Below are 22057 nucleotides of genomic sequence, written 5' to 3'. Positions count from 1 at the left end.
CTGCATCACAGAGCGATTACGCCGTGTGGTTTTGGTGCGGTTGTTGCAGCAGCTCCTCCAGAGAAACGTTCACGCCTTCTAACGTAATCAGCTGAGTGGTGCTGTAACCCGTACCGGTACCATCACGGTCAATGGAGAGCACCGTATTGCCATCTGAAGTATGATCCACTTTCACGAAATCATTAATATTACTTGTGGAATCATTCCAGCCGATAAGCAAGTTACTGACGTCAATTTTGTCGCCTTGCGCGACATTGAAGTCGGTCCAGGTATCGTGACCGTTACCGCCGGTAGCATCCGCACTCGCCAGTAAGTGATACACCAATGTATCTGCGCCGGCACCGCTGGTGATGGTGTCGTCGTAGGCACCGCCGGTTAGCGTGTCAGCCCCCGTGGTTCCTGTGATGGTTGGATGCAGTTCAATGGTGAACGACTGCGTGGTGATGGTGCCATCACTCGCCGCCAGGGTGTAACTGAACACCTCTTTATGGGTAATGGATTGTCCATCCACGCCCGCGTTCAGTGAATAGGTGTAGTTACCGTTGGCGGCAATACTCAGCACACCAAAGTCGCCGGCAATCGACGTCGTACCCACGCTGTGAACCGTGGTGATATCGCCGTGTTCATTAGTGATACTCAAGGTTCCGGTGTGCGTGCCCGATGCTGAACCGTAGATGCTGCCGCTGGCGTCGTGGTCATTGGTGGCTTCGGCCACCAGACTGTTGGTCGCCAGCAGCGTGCTGGTGGATGCACCGTTGTGCAGGTTCACCGTCAGGCTCGCCGAGGTCACCGCGCCGCTGGCATCACGCACCGAATAGGTGAAGACGTCGGTGGCTGGCACCAGATCGGCATCCAGTCCCGCCTTCAGCGTATAAGTGTAGTTACCGTGCGAATCGATGGTCAGCGTACCGTAGCTGCTGGTGATCACCGTGTTACCGGTGGCCGCAATCGCATTGCCAGTCACCTGGGTGACCACCGTACCGTTCGGCACCGTACCGGCGACGGAGCTGGTATCGTTGGTCAACAGGTTGCCGGTGACAGTTGCCGCCACGGTCAACGCCAGCGTCGTAATATCCGACGTGGTGGTGACGGTAGTCGATGGCAACACGCCAACACCGGTGCTGGTGCCCAACAGCACGGCATAGTTACCTGTACCGAGGTTGCTGTAAGTCACGTTGCCACCGGTTTGTGTACCAATGGTCAGAACCGTAGTGATGTAGTTGGCGTTGCTGGATTTCAGCGCCCAGGTACCGTTCGCCTGCTGTTGATAGAGGTACAAGGTATAAGTCGATGTCAGCGCCGCCAGGCTGGTGGCCGAGGCGTGTAATGTCACCGTGCGCGTATCCCCTGCGCCAACGTTAAACATATAGGCGTTAGTGCTGCTCAATACTCCCACACCCAGCACGCTGCCGAGGTTAACGCTCAGCAATGCGACGCTGGTCGAACTGGTATTGGCATTGGTGATGGTGCCGATTTGGGTGGTGTAATCCACTTCGTTGACATCATTTGCTGCCACGATTTGAATCGCACCGGTCAGCGGGGTGCTGGTCGATACGTTGCCTGCGCGGTCAGTCTGAATCACCGACAGCGAAGCACCGGTGGTTTGCGCCGTACTCAGGCTCACCGACCATGAACCGCCGCTGCCTACCGTCGTTGTACCCAGCGCGTTACCGCCCGCATCACGTACCGTTACCGTTGCCCCCACTTCACCGCTACCGGTGACCGTGGTACCGGCACCGTTGATTGCCAGGGCGCTTACCGCCGCAGGCGGCACAGTATCGACGTTCACCGTCACCGCCGTGTTACCGGTGCTGACGTTACCCGCCGAATCAGTCACCGTTACGCTCAACGGATGCGCACCGTTCGCCAGTGCGCTGGGGGTGTAAGTCCAGCTGCCACCGGCGCCAACCGTTACTGAACCCAGCGCGGTGGTGCCATCATAGATGGTGACAATCGCGCCCACTTCCGCCGTGCCGTTCAGCACTGGCGTGGTGTCACGGGTGTACGCGCCATTGTTCAGCGTCACCGGCGTGCTGCCGGCGTCATCGGTAATGGTGAGCGTACTGGCCGTTGGTGCCACGGTGTCGATGCGCAGCGTGGTCGAGGCGTTCGGGCTGACGTTGCCCGCCGCATCGGTTGCCGTCACGTTCAGCGTATGAGTGCCGTTGCTCAGCGCAGTCGAGACAAAGCTCCATGTGCCACCGCTGCCCACCGTGGTGGTGCCCAGCAGTGTGGTGCCGTCGTACACGCTTATCCTTGCCCCGACTTCGCCGTTACCGGTTAACAGCGGCGTGCTGTCGTTGGTGATGCCGTTATTCGGAATGGTCACCGCCGTGCTGCCGTTGTTATTGGCAGCGACCAGGTTGGTGACCGCCGCTGGCGGCGTGGTATCGATAATGACCGACGCCGACGTCGTCCCGCTGACGTTACCGGCCGTGTCCGTTACCGTCACACTCAATGGATGCGTGCCCTGCGTGAGCGCGGCGGTGGTGAAGGTCCATGCGCCAGTGCTACCCGCAATCGCCGTGCCTAACAAGGTGCCACCATCGTAGATCGAGACGCGGCTGCCCGCTTCCGCCACGCCGCTCAACGTTGGCGTGGTGTCGTTGGTAGCACCGCCGCTCGGCACCACGGTACTGGTGACATCATTGGTGATCACCAGCGTTGACGCCGCTGGAGCCACGGTATCCACCGTAATGGAAACCGTCGCCGATGCCGCACTGGTGTTACCCGCGGCATCGGTCACCGTCACGCTCAGCGGATGGCTACCGTTGCTCAGGGTCGCGGTGGTGAAGCTCCATGCACCTGAACCATTGGCGGTGGTGGAACCTATCACGGTGGTACCGTCGTAGATGGTCACAATCGCGTTGGCTTCCGCCGTGCCACTCAGGGTTGGCGTGGCGTCATCGGTGAAGGCACCGTTCGCCAGCGGCCCCTGAAGAGTGCCGACGTCATCATTGATCACCAGATTGGTCACCGGATTCGGCGCCACGGTATCAATCGTCAGGGTGGTTGAGGCGTTCGGGCTCACGTTACCCGCCGCATCGGTTGCCGTGACGTTCAGCGTATGTACACCGTTGCTCAGCGCCGTCGAGACGAAGCTCCATGTGCCACCGCTGCCCACCGTGGTGGTGCCCAGCAGCGTGGTGCCATCGTAAACGCTGATCTTCGCGCCAATCTCGCCGGATCCGGTCAACAGCGGCGTATTGTCGTTGGTCACGCCGTTGTTCGGAATGGTCACCGCCGTACTGCCGTTATTGTTAGCGGCCACCAGATTGGTGACTGCCGCTGGCGGCGTGGTATCGATGGTTACCGAGGCCGAGGTACTGCCGCTAACGTTACCTGCCGCGTCGGTGACCGTAACGCTGAGTGGATGCGTGCCGGTGGTGAGCACGCCGGTGGTAAAGGTCCATGCGCCTGTGCCATTCGCAATCGCCGTCCCCAGCAACGTCGCGCCATCATAAATCGACACGCGGCTGCCCGCTTCCGCTACACCGCTCAGCGTTGGGGTGTTGTCGTTGGTGGCACCACCGCTCGGCACCGTGGTGCTGGTGATGTCGTTGGTGATCACCAGCGTTGAAGCCGTTGGCGCCACGGTGTCTACCGTGATGGAAACCGGCGTGGTGGCGGCACTGGTGTTACCCGCCGCATCTTTCACCGTCACGCTCAGCGGATGCACACCGTTGCCTAGCGTAGCAGTAGTAAAGGTCCATGCACCGCCCGCGCCAGCCACCACTGAACCCAGCACCGTGGTGTCGTCGTAGATAGTGACAATCGCATTCGCTTCTGCCGTACCACTCAGCGTTGGCGTGGCATCATCGGTCACCGCACCGTCCGCCAGTGGCCCCTGAATGCCGCCCACATCGTCGTTGATCACCAGGTTAGTGACGGGCGCAGGTGCCACGGTATCCACGGTCAGGGTAAGCGTCGCATTCGGGCTGACGTTGCCCGCTGCATCCGTCGCCGTGACGTTGAAGGTGTGCGGCCCCTCCGCCAGCGTTGGCGTGGTGAAGCTCCATGCGCCGTTAGTGCCTGTGGTAACAGAACCGATAATCGAGGTGCCATCGCGGATAATCACCAGACTGCCCGCTTCTGCCGTACCGCTCAGCGCTGGCGTGTTGTCATCGGTGCTGCCGTTATTGGCAATCGCCACCGGCGTACTGCCGTTGTTGTTGGCCGCGGCCAGACCGGTTACCGCCCCCGGCGCGACGGTATCGATAATCACCGTGGCCGAGGTGCTGCCGCTGACGTTACCCGCCGCATCGGTGACCGTGACGCTCAGTGGATGAGCGCCTTGCGTCAGCACATCGGTGGTGAAGGTCCATGCGCCGTTGCTGCCTGCCACCGCCGTACCCAGCAGGGTGCTGCCATCGTAAATCGACACGCGGCTGCCGGCTTCCGCCGTACCGCTCAGCGTTGGCGTGCTGTCGTTGGTTGCACCACCATTCGGCACCGTGGTGCTGGTGAGATCATTAGTGATTAACAAGGTTGCGTTGGCTGGCGCCACCGTATCGACATTGACCGTGAAGTTGGTCGCCGCGCTGGTGTTACCGGCTGCATCGCGCACCGTCACGCTCAGCGGATGCGATCCGTCGCTCAATGCGGCAGTGGTAAAGCTCCACGCACCATTGCTGCCCGCCACCACAGAACCCAGCACCGTGGTACCTTCCGAGATAATCACGATGTTGCCAGCGGTGGCATTACCGCTCAGCGTTGGCGTGTTGTCATCGGTCGCCGCACCGCTGGTGAGCGGTCCTTGTGTCGCGCCCACGTTGTCAGAAACCACCAGATCGGTGACTGGCGTTGGTGCTGCAGTGGTCACAGTGAAGCTGATCGCCGCATTCGGGCTGACGTTACCGGCGAGATCGGTCGCCGTCACGTTCAGGGTATGCAGACCATCAGCCAGCGCGGGTGACGTGAAGCTCCATGCGCCGTTGCTGCCTGCGGTGACAGAACCGATAACGTCGGTGCCATCACGGATCACCACCACGCTACCCGCTTCCGCCGTACCGCTCAGCGCTGGCGTGTTGTCGTTGGTGTTCCCCCCCGCAGCAATGGTCACCGGCGAACTGCCGTTGTTGTTGGCAGCAGTCAAACCGCTCACCGCCGTTGGTACGACGGTATCCACAGTCACCGTTGCCGTGCTGGATGCCGCGCTAGTGTTACCGGCGGCATCTGTTACGCGAACGGTGAGCGAATGGCTGCCTTCGCCCAGTACCGGTGAAATAAAGCTCCATGCTCCGCCTGTTCCGGCAGCAACCGAACCGAGCAAGGTCGTACCGTCGTAAACGGTGATCACACTGCCAACTTCTGCGGTACCGCTCAGCGTCGGCGTGTTGTCGTTGGTCGAACCGCCATTTGGCACCACCGTGCTGGTGACGTCGTTGGTGACCACCAGCGTCGAAGCGTTGGGTGCCACGGTATCGACCGTGAGGTTCACAACATCAGAGCGTGGACTGACGTTACCCGCCGCATCCGTCACGGTGACGCTCAGCGCATGTCCGCCCTGACTCAGCGTTGGCGACGTGAAGTCCCACTCACCGCTACCATTGGCGACCGTTGAGCCAATAACCGTGTTGCCGTCATAAATCGTAACAATGCCGTTGGCTTCCGCGAGACCGGCGAGCCGCGGGGTACTGTCGTTGGTGGTGCCATTGTTAGCAATGGGCACGGTTACGCCGTCGTTGTTATTAGCGGCAGAGAGGTTAGTTGCTGCAAGCGGTGCCACGGTATCAATAGTGAAATTCACCGTTGGCGAGGTTGCGCCCGGATTACCCACTGAATTGACCGTGGTGACATAGATGCCGTGCGGTCCATCATTCAGCGTTGGCGTGAAGGTCCACTGTCCGGTCGCACCGACGGTAACGCTACCCAACACGGTAGCACCATCGTGAATGGTAATCACATCACCGACCGTCGCCGCACCGGTTAATACCGGCGTACCGTCCTTGATGTTGGCGCCGTCATTCACGGTAACCAGTGAATTGCCGCTATCGTCGGTGATCACCAGCGTACTGACCGCTGGCGGCAGATCCGCTGCGATATTCAGCGTAAACGCCGGACTGCTTGCCGCGCTGACGTTGCCTGCTGCATCGGTCACTGTGAAGATGAAGTTATGCTCGCCGTTAGAGAGCGCGCTGCCCGGCGTGAAGCTCCATGTGCCGCCAGTGGCGATCACGGTGCCCAGCAGCGTGGTGCCATCGTAAACCGACACTCGGCTGCCCGCTTCAGCGGAGCCGCTCAGCGTTGGCGTGTTGTCATCGGTGGTGTCACCCGACAGCAACGGACCGGTGCTGCCCCCCTCATCGTCTGTTACGACAAGATTGCTGACCGTTGCCGGTGCAGCCGTATCAATATTAATCGTAATCGGTATCGCTTCCGGGCCCGTGGTGCCCGCAGCGTTGGTGACTGAAACGGTGAAGCTGTGCTGGCCATCATCTAAAGCCGCAGTTTCAAAGCGCCACTCGCCGTTGTCGCCTACCGTGGTGGTGCCAAGAAGATCGCTGCCCTCGTAGATGTTGATGATGGTGCCCGCTACACCGGTTCCGCTCAGCAAAGGCGTGTTGTCGTTGGAGTCACCGTCATCCGCCACCTGCACGGTGGTAGTGGCCGCATTATTGTAAATAGCAAAGCTCGACACCGCTGCCGGCGTAGAGGTGTCCACCGTCAATGATACCGAGGCATTGGCGCTCACGTTGCCCGCCGCATCGGTCACGGTGACATTCAGCGTATGCGTTGCGTCCGTCAGCGCGCTGGTGGTGATGCTCCATGCGCCGTTGCTGCCTGCTACGGCTGAACCCACTAAGGTGGTGCCGTCATAGACGCGAACAATCGCGTTGGCTTCCGCCGTGCCGCTGATGGCTGGCGTGCTGTCATTGGTAATGCCGCCATCGGCAATGGTCACCGGTGAGCCACCATTGTTATTTTGCAGCAGCAGATCGCCAGCCGGTTGCGGTGCGGTGGCATCCACCACCACGGTAAAGGTCGAGGATGGCGAACTGACGTTGCCGACCTCGTCGGTTACGGTGGCGGTCAGCGTATGCGAACCATCGGTTAAGGTCGGTGAGCTGAAGCTCCAGGTTCCGCCCGCCGTTGCGGTGGTCGAGCCGATAACGGTGGTGCCATCATAAAGAGTGACCAGGCTGCCCGCTTCCGCTGTGCCACTCAGCAACGGCGTGTTGTCGCTGGTGGTGGCGCCGTTCGGCACCAGTACGGGCGTCCCGCCGTTGTCATTGTTCACCACCAGCGTGGCTGGCGCTGGAACCACGCTGTCGACGGTAAAATCAATCGCCGCTGACGCTGTACTCACGTTGCCCGCCGCATCCACCACGGTGGTGCTCAGGCTGTGCGCGCCCTCATCCAGCGTGGGTGAGGTGAAGCTCCACTGGCCGTTGCTGCCCACCGAAGCGCTACCGATGATGGTTGTGCCGTCACGGATAATCACCGTGCTGCCCGCTTCGGCTGTCCCGGTGAGGAATGGCGTGTTGTCGTTGGTGAAGCCGCCGTTGGTGATAGCCACCGGCGACGTGCCTTCATCATTACTGGCCACCACGTTCAGCGCTGCCGCTGGCGGTGTGGCATCAATCACGACGCCAATGGTGCTCGGCGCACTGACGTTTCCTGCCGCATCGCTGGCCGTGACGCTAAAGGTATGGGTTCCATCCGCCAGCGCGCTCGCCGGCGTGAAGGTCCAGGTTCCGCCCGCCCCGACGGTGGTGGATCCCAACACGCCGTTCTGATCGGACACGGTGATGATGCTGCCCGCTTGTCCGGAACCGCTCAGCACCGGTGTGCTGTCGTTGGTGAGCCCGCCGTTCGGAATGCTAACGGGTGTACCAATATCATTGGTCAGCGTCAGGCCGGTCGCCGCTGGCGGTGCCACGGTATCTACGGTGACGGTGATGGTGCTGCTTGCCGGTCCGGTGTTACCTGCGGCGTCACGCACCGTCACGCTCAGGTTGTGCGTGCCATCGGTCAGATTGGGTGAGAAGCTCCAGGCGCCCTGCGCATCGGCGACGGCGCTGCCCAGTACGGTGGTGCCGTCAGACACAATCACAATGCTGTTGGCTTCTGCGGTACCGCTCAACACTGGCGTGTTGTCGTTGGTGGTGCCGTTGTTAGCAATCGGCTCCGGCGAACCGCCGTTGTCGTTGTTCAGCACCAGTCCGGTTGCCGCAACAGGCGCAACGGTATCAACATTAAAGGCAATGGCTGCGGAGGCAGGACCGACGTTACCCGCAGGATCGGTGACGGTCGCCGTCAGGCTGTGCGCACCTTCACCCAGCGTTGGCGTGGTGAAGCTCCACTGTCCGTTACTGCCAACAATCGCGGTGCCCAGCACGGTAGCGCCATCCAGCACGGTCACGGTGCTGCCGGCTGCAGCGGTACCGCTGATCGCCGGTGTGGCATCGTTGGTGGTGCTGCCTGCCGCAATCGTAACCGGTGAACTGCCGTTGTTGTTGTTCAGCGCGATCGCGCCCGGCGCCACTGGCGGCGTGGTATCAATACTGAAGTTCAGGGCCGCGGACGGCGAACTGACGTTACCTGCAGCATCGGTCACCGTGGTGGTCAGGCTGTGATCGCCCTCGCCCAGCTCCGGCGAAGTGAAGCTCCAGCTGCCGCCGCTGCCGACCACAACAGATCCCAGCACGTTGCTGCCGTCAGAAACAATCACGATGCTGCCTGCTTCAGCGCTGCCGCTCAACACTGGTGTGGTGTCGTTGGTGGCGCCGCCCGCAGCAATCGGTACCGGCGTTTGGCCAGAATCATTGCTCAGTTGCAGCCCTGTCGCCGCATTCGGTGCCTCGGTATCGACGGTAAAGGCGATTGCCGTAGACGGAGCGCTGCTGTTGCCTGCGGCGTCAGTGACGGTTGCCGTCAGGCTGTGCGCGCCCTGGCTCAGCGCTGGCGAGGTGAAGCTCCAGGTTCCATCGGTGCCAACAATCGTCGAGCCCAGCACGGTGGTGCCGTCACGCACGATGATGATGTTGTCCGCTTCGGCGGTACCGCTCAGCACCGGCGTAGTGTCGTTAGTGGCTCCGCCCGAGACGATTGGCGTTGGCGTGCTGCCCTGATCGTTACTGAGTGCTACCGTAATCACGGCTGGCGGCGCGGTGGTATCGATGGTAACCGCGTACGGCGTAGAGGCCGGGCCGACGTTACCGGCCGGATCGGTGACGGTAGCGGTCAGGCTGTGCGCGCCCTCGTCCAGCGGATTGGCCGGAGTGAAGCTCCATTTGCCATCGGTGCCGACGGTGGTGCTGCCCAGTACCTCGGTGCCATCACGCACGGTTACGACGCTGCCCGCTTCGGCACTGCCGCTCAACACTGGCGTGGTGTCGTTGGTGCGACCGCCGGTATCAACAGGAATCGCCGTGCCGCTGTTGTTATTGCTGAGCTGCAGATCGGTGGCGGCGGCTGGCGGTGTGGTATCCACGGTAAAGGTAACCGGCGTGGATGCGCCGCTGCTGTTGCCCGCCGCATCGGTGACGGTGGTGGTCAGGCTGTGTGCGCCCTCGCCCAGCGCGATCGTTGGCGTAAAGCTCCAGTTGCCGTCGGTGTCCGCCGTGGCGGTGCCCAGCACGGTGGTGCCATCCAGTACGGTGATGGTGCTGCCCGCTTCGGCGCTGCCGCGCAACACGGGCGTGCTGTCGTTGGTGATACCGCCAGCGGCAATCGCCGTGCCGCCGTCGTTACTCAGTTGCAGGCCGGTTGAGGTTGCCGGTGGCTGCGTATCCACGGTGAAGTTAATCGGCGCAGACGGATCGCTGACGTTACCCGATGCGCTGGTGACGGTGGTGGTCAGGCTGTGCGCGCCTTCGCTTAACGCCGGCGTACTGAAGCTCCAGCTGCCGCCGCTGCCAACCACAACGGTGCCGAGCACGGTGGTGCCATCCAGTACGGTGACGGTGCTGCCCGCCGCTGCGCTACCGCTGAGCACCGGCGTGGTGTCATTGGTCGCGCCGCCGGACGTAATCGGAACTGGCGTGCCGCCGTTATCATTGTTCAGCTCAAGGTCAGCTGCGACTGGCGGTTGGGCGGTGTCGATATTGACGACGATGGGGGCCGATGCCGGGCCAACGTTACCGGCCGGATCGGTGACGGTCGCAGTAAGCGTGTGCTCTCCCGCCGTCAACGGTGCGGTGGGGATCACGCTCCAGCTGCCATCACTGCCAACGGCTGCGCTGCCGATCACGGTCGTGCCATCACTCACCGTGACGATGCTGCCCGCTTCTGCGATGCCGCTCAGCGCAGGTGTGGTGTCGTTGGTGGTGCCGCCTGCGGCAATCGGTACCGGCGTTGCGCCTTCGTTGTTGCTCAGTTGCAGACCCGTTGCCGCCGCAGGTGGCGTGATATCCACAGTGACCACAATGGGCGCAGAGGGCGCACCGGTGTTACCCGCCGGACTGGTAACGGTGGCGGTCAGGCTGTGATTGCCCTCGTTCAGTGCTGGCGTGGTGAAGCTCCATGTTCCGCCGCTGCCAACGGTGACGGTACCGAGTACGGTAGCGCCATCAGAAACGGTAATGGTGCTGCCCGCTGCTGCGGTGCCGCTCAATACTGGCGTTGCATCATTGGTTGCCGCACCTGAGGGAATAGGAACAGACGTGCCGCTGCTGTCGTTACTCAGCTGCACACCGCCCGGTGCTGGCGGTGCCGTGGTATCGATGGTGAAGGTCAATGGCGCGCTGGCCGCGCCGGTATTGCCCGCCGCATCGGTCACGGTGGTGGTCAGGCTGTGTGAGCCATCGCCGAGCGCCGGAGAGGTAAAGCTCCAGTTGCCATCGTTGCCGACGGTCACCGAACCCAACGCCGTGCTGCCATCAGACACCGTCACGACGCTGCCCGGTTCCGCACGACCGCTCAACACCGGCGTAACATCGTTGGTGGTGCCGCCATCCGCGACCGGCACCAGCGTGCCGCTGCCATCGTTGCTCAGTTGCAAATCGGTCGCCGCTGCCGGTGGCGTGGTATCCACAATCACAATCACTACCGACGACGCAGGGCCGACGTTACCGGCCGTATCGGTGACGGTGGTGGTGAGATTGTGCTGGCCTTCAGTCAGTGGCGTAGCTGGCGTGAAGCTCCAGTTACCGTCCGTACCGGTGGTTGCGGTGCCGAGCACCGTAGTGCCATCGCTCACCGTCACGGTGCTGCCCGGTTCGGCGGTGCCGTTCAGGGTTGGCGTGGTGTCGCCGGTAGTGCTACCTGAAGCCAGCGGTGTGCCATCATCGTTGGTGAACTGCACATTGCCCGCTGCGGCAGGCGGCTGGGTATCGATGGTCACCGTCACCGGCGTAGAAGCCGGGCCGGTATTACCGGCGGCATCGGTAACGGTTGAGGTCAGGCTATGATCGCCATCGCTCAACGGTGGCGTGGTGTAACTCCAGCTGCCATCGTTGCCCACCGTGGTGGTGCCGAGCACGGTGGTGCCATCCGAGATGGTCACTGTGCTGCCAATTTCACCGCTGCCGCTCAAGGTTGGCGTGTTGGTGTTAGTGCTGCTGCCTTCTGGGATCGGCACACCTGCACCATCTTCCAGCGCCACGCCGGTTGGCGCGGTCGGCACCACGGTATCAATAGTGATGTTGATGGTTGGCGAATCGGTCTCCACGCCGGTCGTCGCGTTAGTGGCGACCGCATGGAAAGCGTAAGTGGCATCGGCCAGCGCCGCAGGTGTGAAGTTCCACTGCCCATCGCTACCCGCGACCGTGCTGCCAATGAGGGTGGTGCCGTTATACAGCGTGATCAGATCGCCCGCGCCCGCCTGGCCGCTAAGAATCGGCGTGGTGTCGTTAGTGCTGGAGTTGTTTGGCAGTTCAACCAGCGTGCTGCCGCTGTCGTCGGTCACCACCAGCAGGCTGCTGGTCGCCGGAACGCCAGCATCGACATTGAGGGTAAATACCGGCGACGACGGGCTAACATTGCCTGCCGCATCGGTGACGGTGGTGGTCAGGCTGTGTTGGCCGTTAGTCAGCGCAGCATCTGGCGTGAAGCTCCAGCTGCCGTCGCTGCCCGCTGTCGCTGAGCCCAGTAGCGTGGTGCCGTCATAGACGCGCACCACCGATCCCGCTTCGGCGGTGCCGCTCAGGGTTGGCGTGCTGTCATCGGTGATAGTGCCCGAAGTCAACGGACCGGTGCTGCCGCCGACGTTATCGTTTACCACCAAACCGCTCACCGGCGCTGGCGCGGTGGTATCTACGCTGAAGGCGATCGGTGTGGTCGCCGGGCTAACATTGCCCGCCGCATCGGTCACGGTGGTGCTCAGGCTGTGATTGCCCTCCGCCAGCGTCGGTGTGGTAAAGCTCCAGTTACCGTCGCTGCCGACCGTCACGGTACCCAACACGGTGGTGCCATCAAGGATAGTAACGGTGCTGCCCGCTTCCGCGCTGCCGCTTAAGACTGGTGTCGCATCATTGCTGGCCCCGCCAGCGGTAACTGGCTGCGTAATGCTGCCCGCATCGTTGGTGAGTTCCACGCCGGTTGCGGCATCGGGCGCAATAGTATCGACGGTGATGTTAATGGTTGCGGTATCAGTGACGTTGCCGTTGGCATCGGTAATGGTGCCGTGCAATGCATGCGGACCATTGCCTAAACCGGTGACATAGAAAATCCACTGACCGTTACTGCCCGCTGTGGTGCTGCCCAGCACGGTGGTGCCGTCATACAGGGTTATGATATTGCCGGGCCCCGCCAAACCGGTTAATACCGGGCTGTCATTGTTGGTGCTGCCGCCGTCAGTCAGCTGACCCACGGTATTGCCGTTTTCATCCGTCACTTCCAGCGACGATGTGGCTGGCGGGATAGCCGCATCAACGTTGATCACAATCGGCGGACTGGCTGGGCCGACGTTACCGGCGCTGTCCGTGGCGGTGACGGTGAGGGTATGGCTGCCATTGCTCAACGCTGGCGTGGTGAAACGCCATGTGCCGTCGGTGTCCACGGTGGTGTTACCCAGCAGCGTGGTGCCATCGTAAATACTGATGGTGGCATTCGGCTCGCCGGTGCCGCTCAGGGTTGGTGCGCGGTCATCGGTGGTATCGCCGGACGTTAACGGTCCTTGTACCGCGCCGACGCTATCTTCGATCACCAGATCGGCAATAACGGCTGGCGGCGTGGTATCCACTGTTAAAGTAACGGCTGGCGACGCCGGACCGGTGTTACCGGCCGGATCGGTGACGGTGGTGGTGAGGCTGTGGTTGCCGTCACTCAGGGTTGGCGAGGTGAAGCTCCAGCTGCCGTCGCTGCCCACCGTTGCGCTGCCGATCACGTTGGTGCCATCCAGCACGGTAACGGTGCTGCCCGGTTCTGCGGTGCCGCTCAAGGTTGGCGTGTTGTCATTGCTGGTGCCGCCAGAGGCAATGGGTACCACGGTGCTGCCGCTGTTATCGCTCAATTGTAAGTCGCCAGCCGCTGCCGGCGCGGTGTTATCAATAGTGATGTTGAGGGTGCCGGAATCGGTCACATTGCCATTGGTATCAGTGGCCGTGGCGTGGAAGGCATAAGTCCCGTCAGCCAGCGCGGTAGCTGGCGTAAAGCTCCATTGCCCATCCGCACCCGCGACGGTGCTGCCGAGCAGCGTGGTACCGTTATATAACTCGATGAGCGCGCCCGCCGAGGCCAGACCGCTCAAGGTTGGCGTGGTGTCCTGCGTGCTGGAACCTTCTGGCAACAGGCGAAGTGTGCTGCCGCTGTCATCGGTGATTTCCAGCGTGCTGGTGGTTGGCGGTACGCCAGCGTTGACGGTGAAGCCAACACCGGTTGTCGCCGGGCTGACGTTACCTGCCGCATCGGTCACCGTTACGCTGAGCGAATGGCTACCGTTGCTCAACGTTGGCGTGGTAAAGCTCCAGGTGCCGTCGTTGCCAACGGTGACGCTGCCGAGCAGCGTGCTGCCATCATAAATTTTGACGATGGCGTTGGCTTCACCGTTACCGGATAGCGTGGGTGTGCTGTCGTCGGTGGTGCCGCCCGCGGTTATTGGGCCGGTTGCAGCACCGACGTTATCGCTGATCACCACATTGCTGGCACCCGCAGGTGCCTGAGTATCCACGGTGAAGGCGATCGGCGTCGAGGTTGGACCCACATTACCTGCCGCGTCGGTGACGGTGGCGGTCAGGCTGTGACCGCCTTCGGTTAAGGTCGGCGCAGTGAAGCTCCATGACCCATTGCTGCCCACGGTTGCCGTACCGAGCACGCTATCGCCATCACGCACGGTGACGGTGCTGCCCGGTTCAGCGGTGCCGCTCAGCACCGGCGTGGTGTTATTGGTCGCGCCACCGGCGGCAATCGGTTGTAGCGTGCTGCCATCGTTATCGCTCAGCGTTACGCCACCGGCCGCAGCAGGTGCGACGGTATCTACCGTGATGGTGATGGTTGGCGTTTGCGTCACGCTGCCCGCGTTGTTATCAACGGTGGCGTGCAGCGCGTAGGCACCGTCAGCCAACGCAGTTGGGGTAAAGGTCCACTGACCATCGCTGCCCGCAACCACGCTACCCAGCACCGTGGTGCCGTTATACAGCGTGATCAGCGCACCCGCCGTCGCCAGGCCGCTCAACGTTGGCGTGTTATCGTGAGTGCTGGCGCCGTTGCTGAGCTGCACCAGCGTGTTGCCGGAGTCATCGGTGATTTCCAGCGACGTTGTGGCAGGCGGAATAGCGGCCTGCACGGTGATTTCATAAGGGGCTGATGGCGCGCTGACGTTGCCAGCCGCATCGGTCACGGTCACAGTCAGGCTGTGGCTGCCGTTACTCAGGGCGCTGGTGGTGTAACTCCAGCTGCCATCGGAACCCACGACCGCCGTACCCAGCAGCGTTTGCCCATCATAAACGCTGACAATCGCGCCCACTTCACCGCTGCCGGTAAGCGTCGGCGTGTTGTCATCGGTCGTCCCGCCGTTATTTACGGTGCCGCCGCTGCCGCCTGAATTATCGTTAACCTGCAGGTCGATGACTGCTGCTGGCGCTTGCGTATCCACGGTGAAGGTGATGGTCGCTGGCGTGCTGACGTTGCCCGCCGCATCGGTGGCGGTGATGCTCAACGTATGGCTGCCCTCGCCCAGCGTTGGGCTGGTAAAGCTCCATGTGCCGTTGCTGCCCACGGTGACACTGCCGAGCACCGTATCGCCATCGCGGATGGTGATAATCGAGCCCGCTTCCGCCGTTCCGCTCAGCACTGGCGTGGTGTCTTTGGTCGCGCCGCCGTTAGGTATGGGCTGCGCAGTCGAACCGCTGTTGTTAATGACGCTCAGGTCGCCAACCGTTGCGGGCGCCACGGTATCCACGGTGAAATCCACCGGATTGGTCGCTGGGCTGGTGTTCCCCGCCGCGTCGGTGACGGTAGCGGTCAAACTATGCTGACCCTCCGCCAGCGCTGGCGTGGTAAAGCTCCAGCGGCCATCAGCGCCAACGGTGACAGTGCCGAGCAGCGTGCTGCCATCGTAAATGCTGACAATCGCGCCCGCTTCAGCGGTGCCGCTCAGCGTGGGTGTGTTGTCATCGGTAATGGCACCCGCGCCAATCGCGCCCTGGTACGGACCTACGGCGTCGTTGATCACCAAATCCGTGATGGCGGTTGGCGGCGTAGTGTCGTTTCCACCGGGATCGGTGGGATTGGTTGGGTTGGTAGGATTAGTTGGGTTGGTGGGATTGCCGCCGTTGTTACCGTCATCGGGATTGGTCGGCGAGGCATTACCGCCACCACCACCTGAACCGGCAAACAGCGCACCTAAGCCCGCCAGCGCCGCACCACCGATACCAAAGGCGGCAATGGTGCCGTTATTGGTGGTGTTTTCCGCTAACAGCCCTTCGGTGCTGTCGATTGAAACGTACTGGAAACCTTCTGTACCGGGATCTTCAACCCACCACATGGCGCCGCGATCGTCCTGCAGAACCAGATCGCTATCGCCATTCGGGCTATAAAAATTATGAATAACAACCACTTCACCAGACTTCGTGGTGACGACTAAATCATTACCATTGCGTGTGAAAGACTTAATATCAGACTGATTAAGATGCAGCTTCACCAAACTCGGAGCGGTCAAATTAACTTGATTTCCACTCAGCTCAGAAGCAACGGTCCCACCTTTTGGGGTTACTGAGATATTATTCATGTTATCGAGATCCCGCAGTTTCCATAATCACGCCCGGTATCAGCAGACACCGGCTTTTACAGCGAATAATCGCGACGATTATTCACTTCTTCTCTTGATCGATTTCATACAGGCTGAGAATGAAATCGCGTTGAGTTTTGTTTAGCCGCCATCCTGATAACTGATTGGTTTTATTTCTTAAAATCACCACGGGAAAAATATATTTATTCTCAAGCGGCCGGGCACAAATGACGTGAAACGCATAAAGCCCAGGCTTTGACATTTTTTCAGTTCCCCGAGGGATGAAACCAACTCAATAATTTCAGGATTAAGCTAATAAATCATCGAGATAGACGCTCTGCCACAAATAGCCCTGCATGCCATAAATTGCTTTATGCGACAGCAGGTCGACCTGTTGTTGATTTTCAACACCCTCAACGATGACGCCGTTGCATAATTCGTTGAGATGGTCGAGCAGAATGTCAAAGGTGCGACCGTCGCCAAATTGCCAAAAAAATTCTTTGTCAATCTTGACGATTTCAAATATTCCGCTATCAAACATGGAAAGGTTGGAATAACCCGGACCAAAGTCATCGAGCCATAAAGGGGCTGGCGTCACTTTCGCGACACCTTTTAAAATCAACAGATCGGCGCTATTAAATCGCGCAGTAAAGAATGCTGATATTTCCAGACGCAACAGCGTCAGTTGAGCCAGTTTTTCTTGTATTTCAGCATCTTTAAAAATGCTGGCTACGATATCTCTATCAACATTGACACTGACAATCTGGTCGAACCCTTTCTGGTATAGCTGAATAAGTTTTTCGATCTGGTGGAGGAATAACTGCCATTTAACGTCAGCAGAAAGCTGACTGAAGAACCCAACATCCCTTTCAGGGTTACGCTTATTATTGATATTTGCGTCGTCTGCAAGACGCGTTAACAATTCCCTGGCAATCACCTGGCCGGATAAATCGTAAACCGGCTCCAACAAGAACACTGTCTTCGGTTGATTGCTCATTTCACATCCTTACTGCAACTGCCTGATAGCCTTAAACTGTCAGGATTTCTCATGTAAGAAGTAAGGTAAACATTGATAAAACTTAATGTCTTAACTGAAGGTTAACGTACTACTTACACTTTGAGAAATAGATTTCAGTAAACACTTTAGGTAACTTCAATCGTTTAAATCAATCAATAACGTAAGTAAGTTTCTCTAAAATTCACAAAAGCTCAGAAAATTCTTAATATAATTTAACTTATCGTTTACTTTAAGAGATCTGTAAAAACCTTATCGAATTGAAAAATAACGATAAAAAAAGATTCTGCACGATTTAATAGCTCTCCTTAACTCAAATTGCAAAATGTTTTATCTGGCATCTATGCTTCCAAAAAGCGCCAATAACCACTAATTTCTATGGTGACTATTAAAACCTTAATGTTTAAATTTTTATTATGTATTGCAAAGAATACATAACAGAATAACTGCTTAATCGAAGATGAATCAGTAAGTAAGGTAAGGATATTAAGAAAATAATCAGCGTTGCCGACTCGCTTTATTAGAGAAAAGAAGGAGATAGCATTTGGGGAGGTAAATGTGGGATTTACGTGGCGGGTTACAAATAAGCCAAAGGTGATCGTCTTCACAAATCAAATTAAATTATTGTTGCCAGGCGCGGATATAGCAGGAAAAGCGAAAACCGAGCCCTTGCGAGCTCGGTTTGAGAGCAATTAATTATTCATCTTCTAAATAGGTATAACCGTACAAGCCACTCTCGAATTCAGACAAGAACTGCGCGCGCAGCTCTTCATCTATATCCGTTTGTTGCGTTACCTGATCGCGGAACAGCGTCATCAAATCGTTAGGATTTAGCTGCACGTACTCAAGCATATCCGCTACGGTATCGCCCTCATCCGACAGCTGAACTTCCACGCTGCCATCCGGGAACGCAAACACATCAACCGCTTCGGTATCACCGAACAGGTTATGCATGTTGCCGAGAATTTCCTGATACGCGCCCACCATAAAGAAGCCGAGCATCGGCGGATTGTCGATGTCGTATTCCGGCATCGGCATGGTGGTGGCAATGCCATCGCCATCGACGTAGTGATCGATGGTGCCATCGGAGTCACAGGTGATGTCGAGCAACACCGCACGACGCTTCGGCATTTTATTCAGCCCTTCCAGCGGCAGCACCGGGAACAGCTGATCGATGCCCCACGCATCCGGCATTGACTGGAACAGCGAGAAGTTGACGTAAATCTTATCCGCCATCCGCTCCTGCAGCTCATCAATGATCGGGCGATGCGCGCGGTTGCTGGGATCGAGATGCTGCTGAATGTAGTGGCAGATGCTCAGATAAAGCTGCTCTGCCCAGGCGCGCTGGCCGAGATCGTAGGTGCCTGATGAATAACCGGTATGGATGTCGAACAGATCCATTTGGCTATCGTGCAGCCATTCGCGCAGCGAACGACGCACGTCGGGTTCGTGCATCTCCTGCCACGTATCCCACAGGCTCTGAATCGGACGCGGTGAATCGGCATCCGGTGCCACCGGCGTGCTGAACTCGTTACGCTCAACACCAATGATGTTGGACACCAGCACGGTGTGGTGTGCCGTCACCGCACGCCCTGACTCGGTGATCACGGTTGGATGCTCCAGCCCGTTCTCTTCACAGGCATCGCCAATCGCCCAAATCACGTTGTTGGCGTATTCGTTCAGACCGTAGTTGACCGAGCAATCTGACTGCGAGCGGGTTCCTTCATAATCCACGCCCAAACCGCCGCCCACATCGAAGCATTTGATGTTAACGCCCAGCTTCGCCAGCTCCACGTAGAAACGCGCCGACTCACGCACGCCGGTCGCGATGTCGCGGATGTTGGACATCTGCGAACCGAGATGGAAGTGCAGCAGTTGCAGGCTATCGAGACGGCCCGCTTTGCGCATGATATCGACCAGCTGCAACACCTGCGATGCCGCCAGGCCAAACTTCGATTTCTCACCGCCGCTCGACTGCCACTTGCCTGAGCCCTGCGACGCCAGACGCGCACGGATACCAAGACGCGGAATCACATTCAGACGCTCGGCCTCTTCCAGCACCAGACGCACTTCGGTCATCTTCTCGATCACCAGATAGACTTTGTGGCCGAGCTTTTCACCGATCAGCGCCAGACGAATGTATTCGCGGTCTTTATAGCCGTTGCAGACAATCACCGAACGGGTTTTGCCGGCGTGGGCCAGCACAGCCATCAGCTCGGCTTTCGAACCGGCTTCCAAGCCCAGCGGTTCGCCAGAGTTGACCAGCGACTCAATCACGCGCTTATGCTGATTCACCTTGATTGGGTAAACCAGGAAGTAGTCACCTTTATAGCCGTAAGATTCACGCGCGCGTTTGAAGGCGGCATTAATCGAACGCAGACGATGCTGGAGAATCTGCGGGAAGCAGAACAGCGCCGGCAGACGTTGACCGTCGGCTTCGCGCTCTTTCACCAGCTTCGCTAAGTCAACGCGCACTTCCGGCTGATCCGGATCGGGACACACGCTGATGTGCCCCAGCTCGTTGACGTCGTAATAGTTGTTTCCCCACCAGGCAATGTTGTAGGTACGCAGCATTCTGCTCGCTTCCTGATCGTTCATCGCCACCTCCTGCATGGAGCGGAGTACACCTTGTTCGCCAGCTGACGAACCCTTGATATTCTTCATGTCGTCAGACATCGCGAACCTCAATTTTCCGTTGAAATATGAATTTGTTACCGAGTTTTGTCATGGTGGCGCCAGGTAAAAATTGCCTCATCCTGCTTGCTGCCTCTGTAAGGTTGCACTGTGCAATGCTGACTCTAAGTGTAAAACACCGCGCCAAAGTCGGGGCAAATAGCCTGAGACTTCCACGGTCAGTAGACAGCGAAATAGAGTAATAGATGCAGAGAAATGTTAACCGGCGCGCGTGTCGGGAGAATGAACACAACGTCGATAAGAGAAAAGAACGGTTTTGGAGTGTGAAAGGAGTGCCAGCGCGCCGGAACAGCGCAGTGAACCAAAGCGAAAGAAAGAGTGGTTCATTACTTTAATCACCTCCATCGCCTGCTTAAAGCATGCGAGAAACGGCTTGGGTGAAGGTCAGATTAAATGGCATCTGACGGCGCGACGCACGGCGGCGTCATCCTTTGCGGCTGTGGTCGACAGCAGCGGCGTTTTATACAGCCACGCGGGGTAAATTGCAAAATCTTTGTCAGTAACTGCGCGCGGTGTCAGGAAATGATTCCACTTAGGATGTTGCGGAAAATGCGGGATCGGAAAAAGCACTGGAAAAGTGCTCACTGAGTAACCTAGAATAGCCGTCCAGATGGTTTTCCATCTAAACTGATTAACATCCAGGCGGTGTGAGTTAATGCTCTCGCTGCCACTGCTTGCGGCTTTGCCTGAAGGGGCGTCGAGTCGGTCTGATCCCGCTTACGCTATGCAGTCGTATTCAAACCATTTTTAAGGTAAAGAACAGAATGGCTAAACACCTTTTTACATCTGAGTCCGTATCAGAAGGACATCCTGATAAAATCGCTGACCAAATTTCCGATGCCGTGCTGGATGCGATCCTCGAGCAGGATCCGAAAGCGCGCGTGGCCTGCGAAACTTACGTGAAGACCGGTATGGTGCTGGTTGGCGGTGAAATCACCACCAGCGCATGGGTGGATATCGAAGAGATCACCCGTAATACCGTACGTGAAATCGGCTATGTCCATTCCGATATGGGCTTTGATGCGAACTCTTGCGCAGTGCTGAGCGCGATTGGTAAGCAATCTCCAGACATCAATCAGGGCGTTGACCGTACCGATCCGCTGGAACAAGGCGCGGGCGATCAGGGCCTGATGTTCGGCTACGCCAGCAACGAAACCGATGTGCTGATGCCAGCGCCGGTCACCTACGCGCACCGTCTGGTGCAGCGTCAGGCTGAAGTGCGTAAAAGTGGTTCACTGCCGTGGCTGCGTCCGGATGCAAAAAGCCAGATTACCTTCCAGTACGATGACGGCAAAATTGTCGGTATCGATGCAGTTGTACTCTCGACCCAGCATGCTGAAGATGTGACCACCGCCGATCTGCGTGAAGCGGTGATGGAAGAGATCATCAAGCCGGTTCTGCCGACTGAGTGGATCACCGCCAGCACCAAATACCACATCAACCCAACTGGCCGTTTTGTCATCGGTGGTCCAATGGGCGACTGCGGTCTGACCGGTCGTAAAATCATCGTTGATACCTACGGCGGCATGGCGCGTCACGGTGGCGGCGCGTTCTCAGGTAAGGATCCGTCAAAAGTCGACCGTTCTGCCGCTTACGCTGCACGTTATGTGGCGAAAAACATCGTCGCGGCTGGCCTGGCTGACCGTTGTGAAATCCAGGTTTCTTATGCCATCGGCGTGGCTGAGCCAACCTCGATCATGGTTGAAACTTTCGGTACCGAGAAAGTCTCCACCGAGCAGCTGACGCTGCTGGTGCGCGAGTTCTTCGACCTGCGTCCATACGGCCTGATTCAGATGATGGATCTGCTGAAACCGATCTACAAAGAGACCGCAGCATACGGTCACTTTGGTCGTGAGCACTTCCCATGGGAGCAGACTGACAAAGCCGCGCAGCTGCGCGAAGCGGCGGGTTTGAAGTAATAGACTACTCTGCGGGCTGATGCCCTCGCCCGGCCCTCTCCCACGGGAGAGGGCGACACTGCACAATTTGACTTCGAAGCTCGCTTTTGGCGGGCTTTTTTTTATGCCTTTGCATCGTCAGGCACATTTTTCTCCGCCGTCTACACTTCTTTCACCTCGCTTACAACTTAGTGATAACGATTACATTTTGAAATCCTTTATCAATCGGCAATTTAGAGATTTTTCAGCGTAGTTATTACTCTGAAAATGCGTTATTTTCAGCGTCGTCTGATAGCCGGTATTTAGTGCGATGTCAGAAACTTAAAGGGTGCTATACCT

4 protein-coding genes are annotated in these 22057 nt (G+C 58.5%); 1 reads left to right on the top strand and 3 read right to left on the bottom strand.

The features are described from left to right. Nucleotides 1–16: 16 nt before the first annotated feature. The 3 genes from PZBJ_RS07355 to speA all read right to left on the bottom strand — a co-directional run bounded on the left by PZBJ_RS07355 (nucleotide 17) and on the right by speA (nucleotide 19802). Complete coding sequence (locus tag PZBJ_RS07355) at nucleotides 17–16111, bottom strand: Ig-like domain-containing protein (RefSeq protein WP_101761918.1); 16095 nt, start codon at nucleotides 16109–16111, stop codon at nucleotides 17–19. 307 nt (nucleotides 16112–16418) lie between these two features. Continuing rightward, the gene (locus PZBJ_RS07345; protein WP_101761916.1) at nucleotides 16419–17108 is read right to left on the bottom strand and encodes an EAL domain-containing protein; all 690 of its coding nucleotides are present in this window, start codon (nucleotides 17106–17108) and stop codon (nucleotides 16419–16421) included. 714 nt (nucleotides 17109–17822) lie between these two features. After that, the gene (speA, locus tag PZBJ_RS07335; protein ID WP_101761914.1) at nucleotides 17823–19802 is read right to left on the bottom strand and encodes a biosynthetic arginine decarboxylase; all 1980 of its coding nucleotides are present in this window, start codon (nucleotides 19800–19802) and stop codon (nucleotides 17823–17825) included. Nucleotides 19803–20584: 782 nt separating this feature from the next. Between speA and metK the strand changes: the two genes are divergently transcribed. Continuing rightward, nucleotides 20585–21739 (top strand): methionine adenosyltransferase, encoded by a 1155-nt coding sequence (metK, locus tag PZBJ_RS07330; protein WP_061720231.1) that lies wholly within the window; start codon nucleotides 20585–20587, stop codon nucleotides 21737–21739. The last annotated feature ends 318 nt before the right edge of the window (nucleotides 21740–22057 follow it).

Origin of the sequence: Pantoea endophytica (genome assembly GCF_002858935.1) — a bacterium.
GTDB lineage: Bacteria > Pseudomonadota > Gammaproteobacteria > Enterobacterales > Enterobacteriaceae > Pantoea > Pantoea leporis.
The sequence above is the reverse complement of the archived record's forward strand: the minus strand, read 5'-3'. Positions and strand labels throughout refer to the sequence as shown.

What these genes read in the sequence shown, in the direction of transcription:
- PZBJ_RS07355 (WP_101761918.1), bottom strand. Translation starts at nt 16,111, where the DNA reads ATGAATAATATCTCAGTAACCCCAAAAGGTGGGACCGTTGCTTCTGAG.
- PZBJ_RS07345 (WP_101761916.1), bottom strand. Translation starts at nt 17,108, where the DNA reads ATGAGCAATCAACCGAAGACAGTGTTCTTGTTGGAGCCGGTTTACGAT.
- speA (WP_101761914.1), bottom strand. Translation starts at nt 19,802, where the DNA reads ATGTCTGACGACATGAAGAATATCAAGGGTTCGTCAGCTGGCGAACAA.
- metK (WP_061720231.1), top strand. Translation starts at nt 20,585, where the DNA reads ATGGCTAAACACCTTTTTACATCTGAGTCCGTATCAGAAGGACATCCT.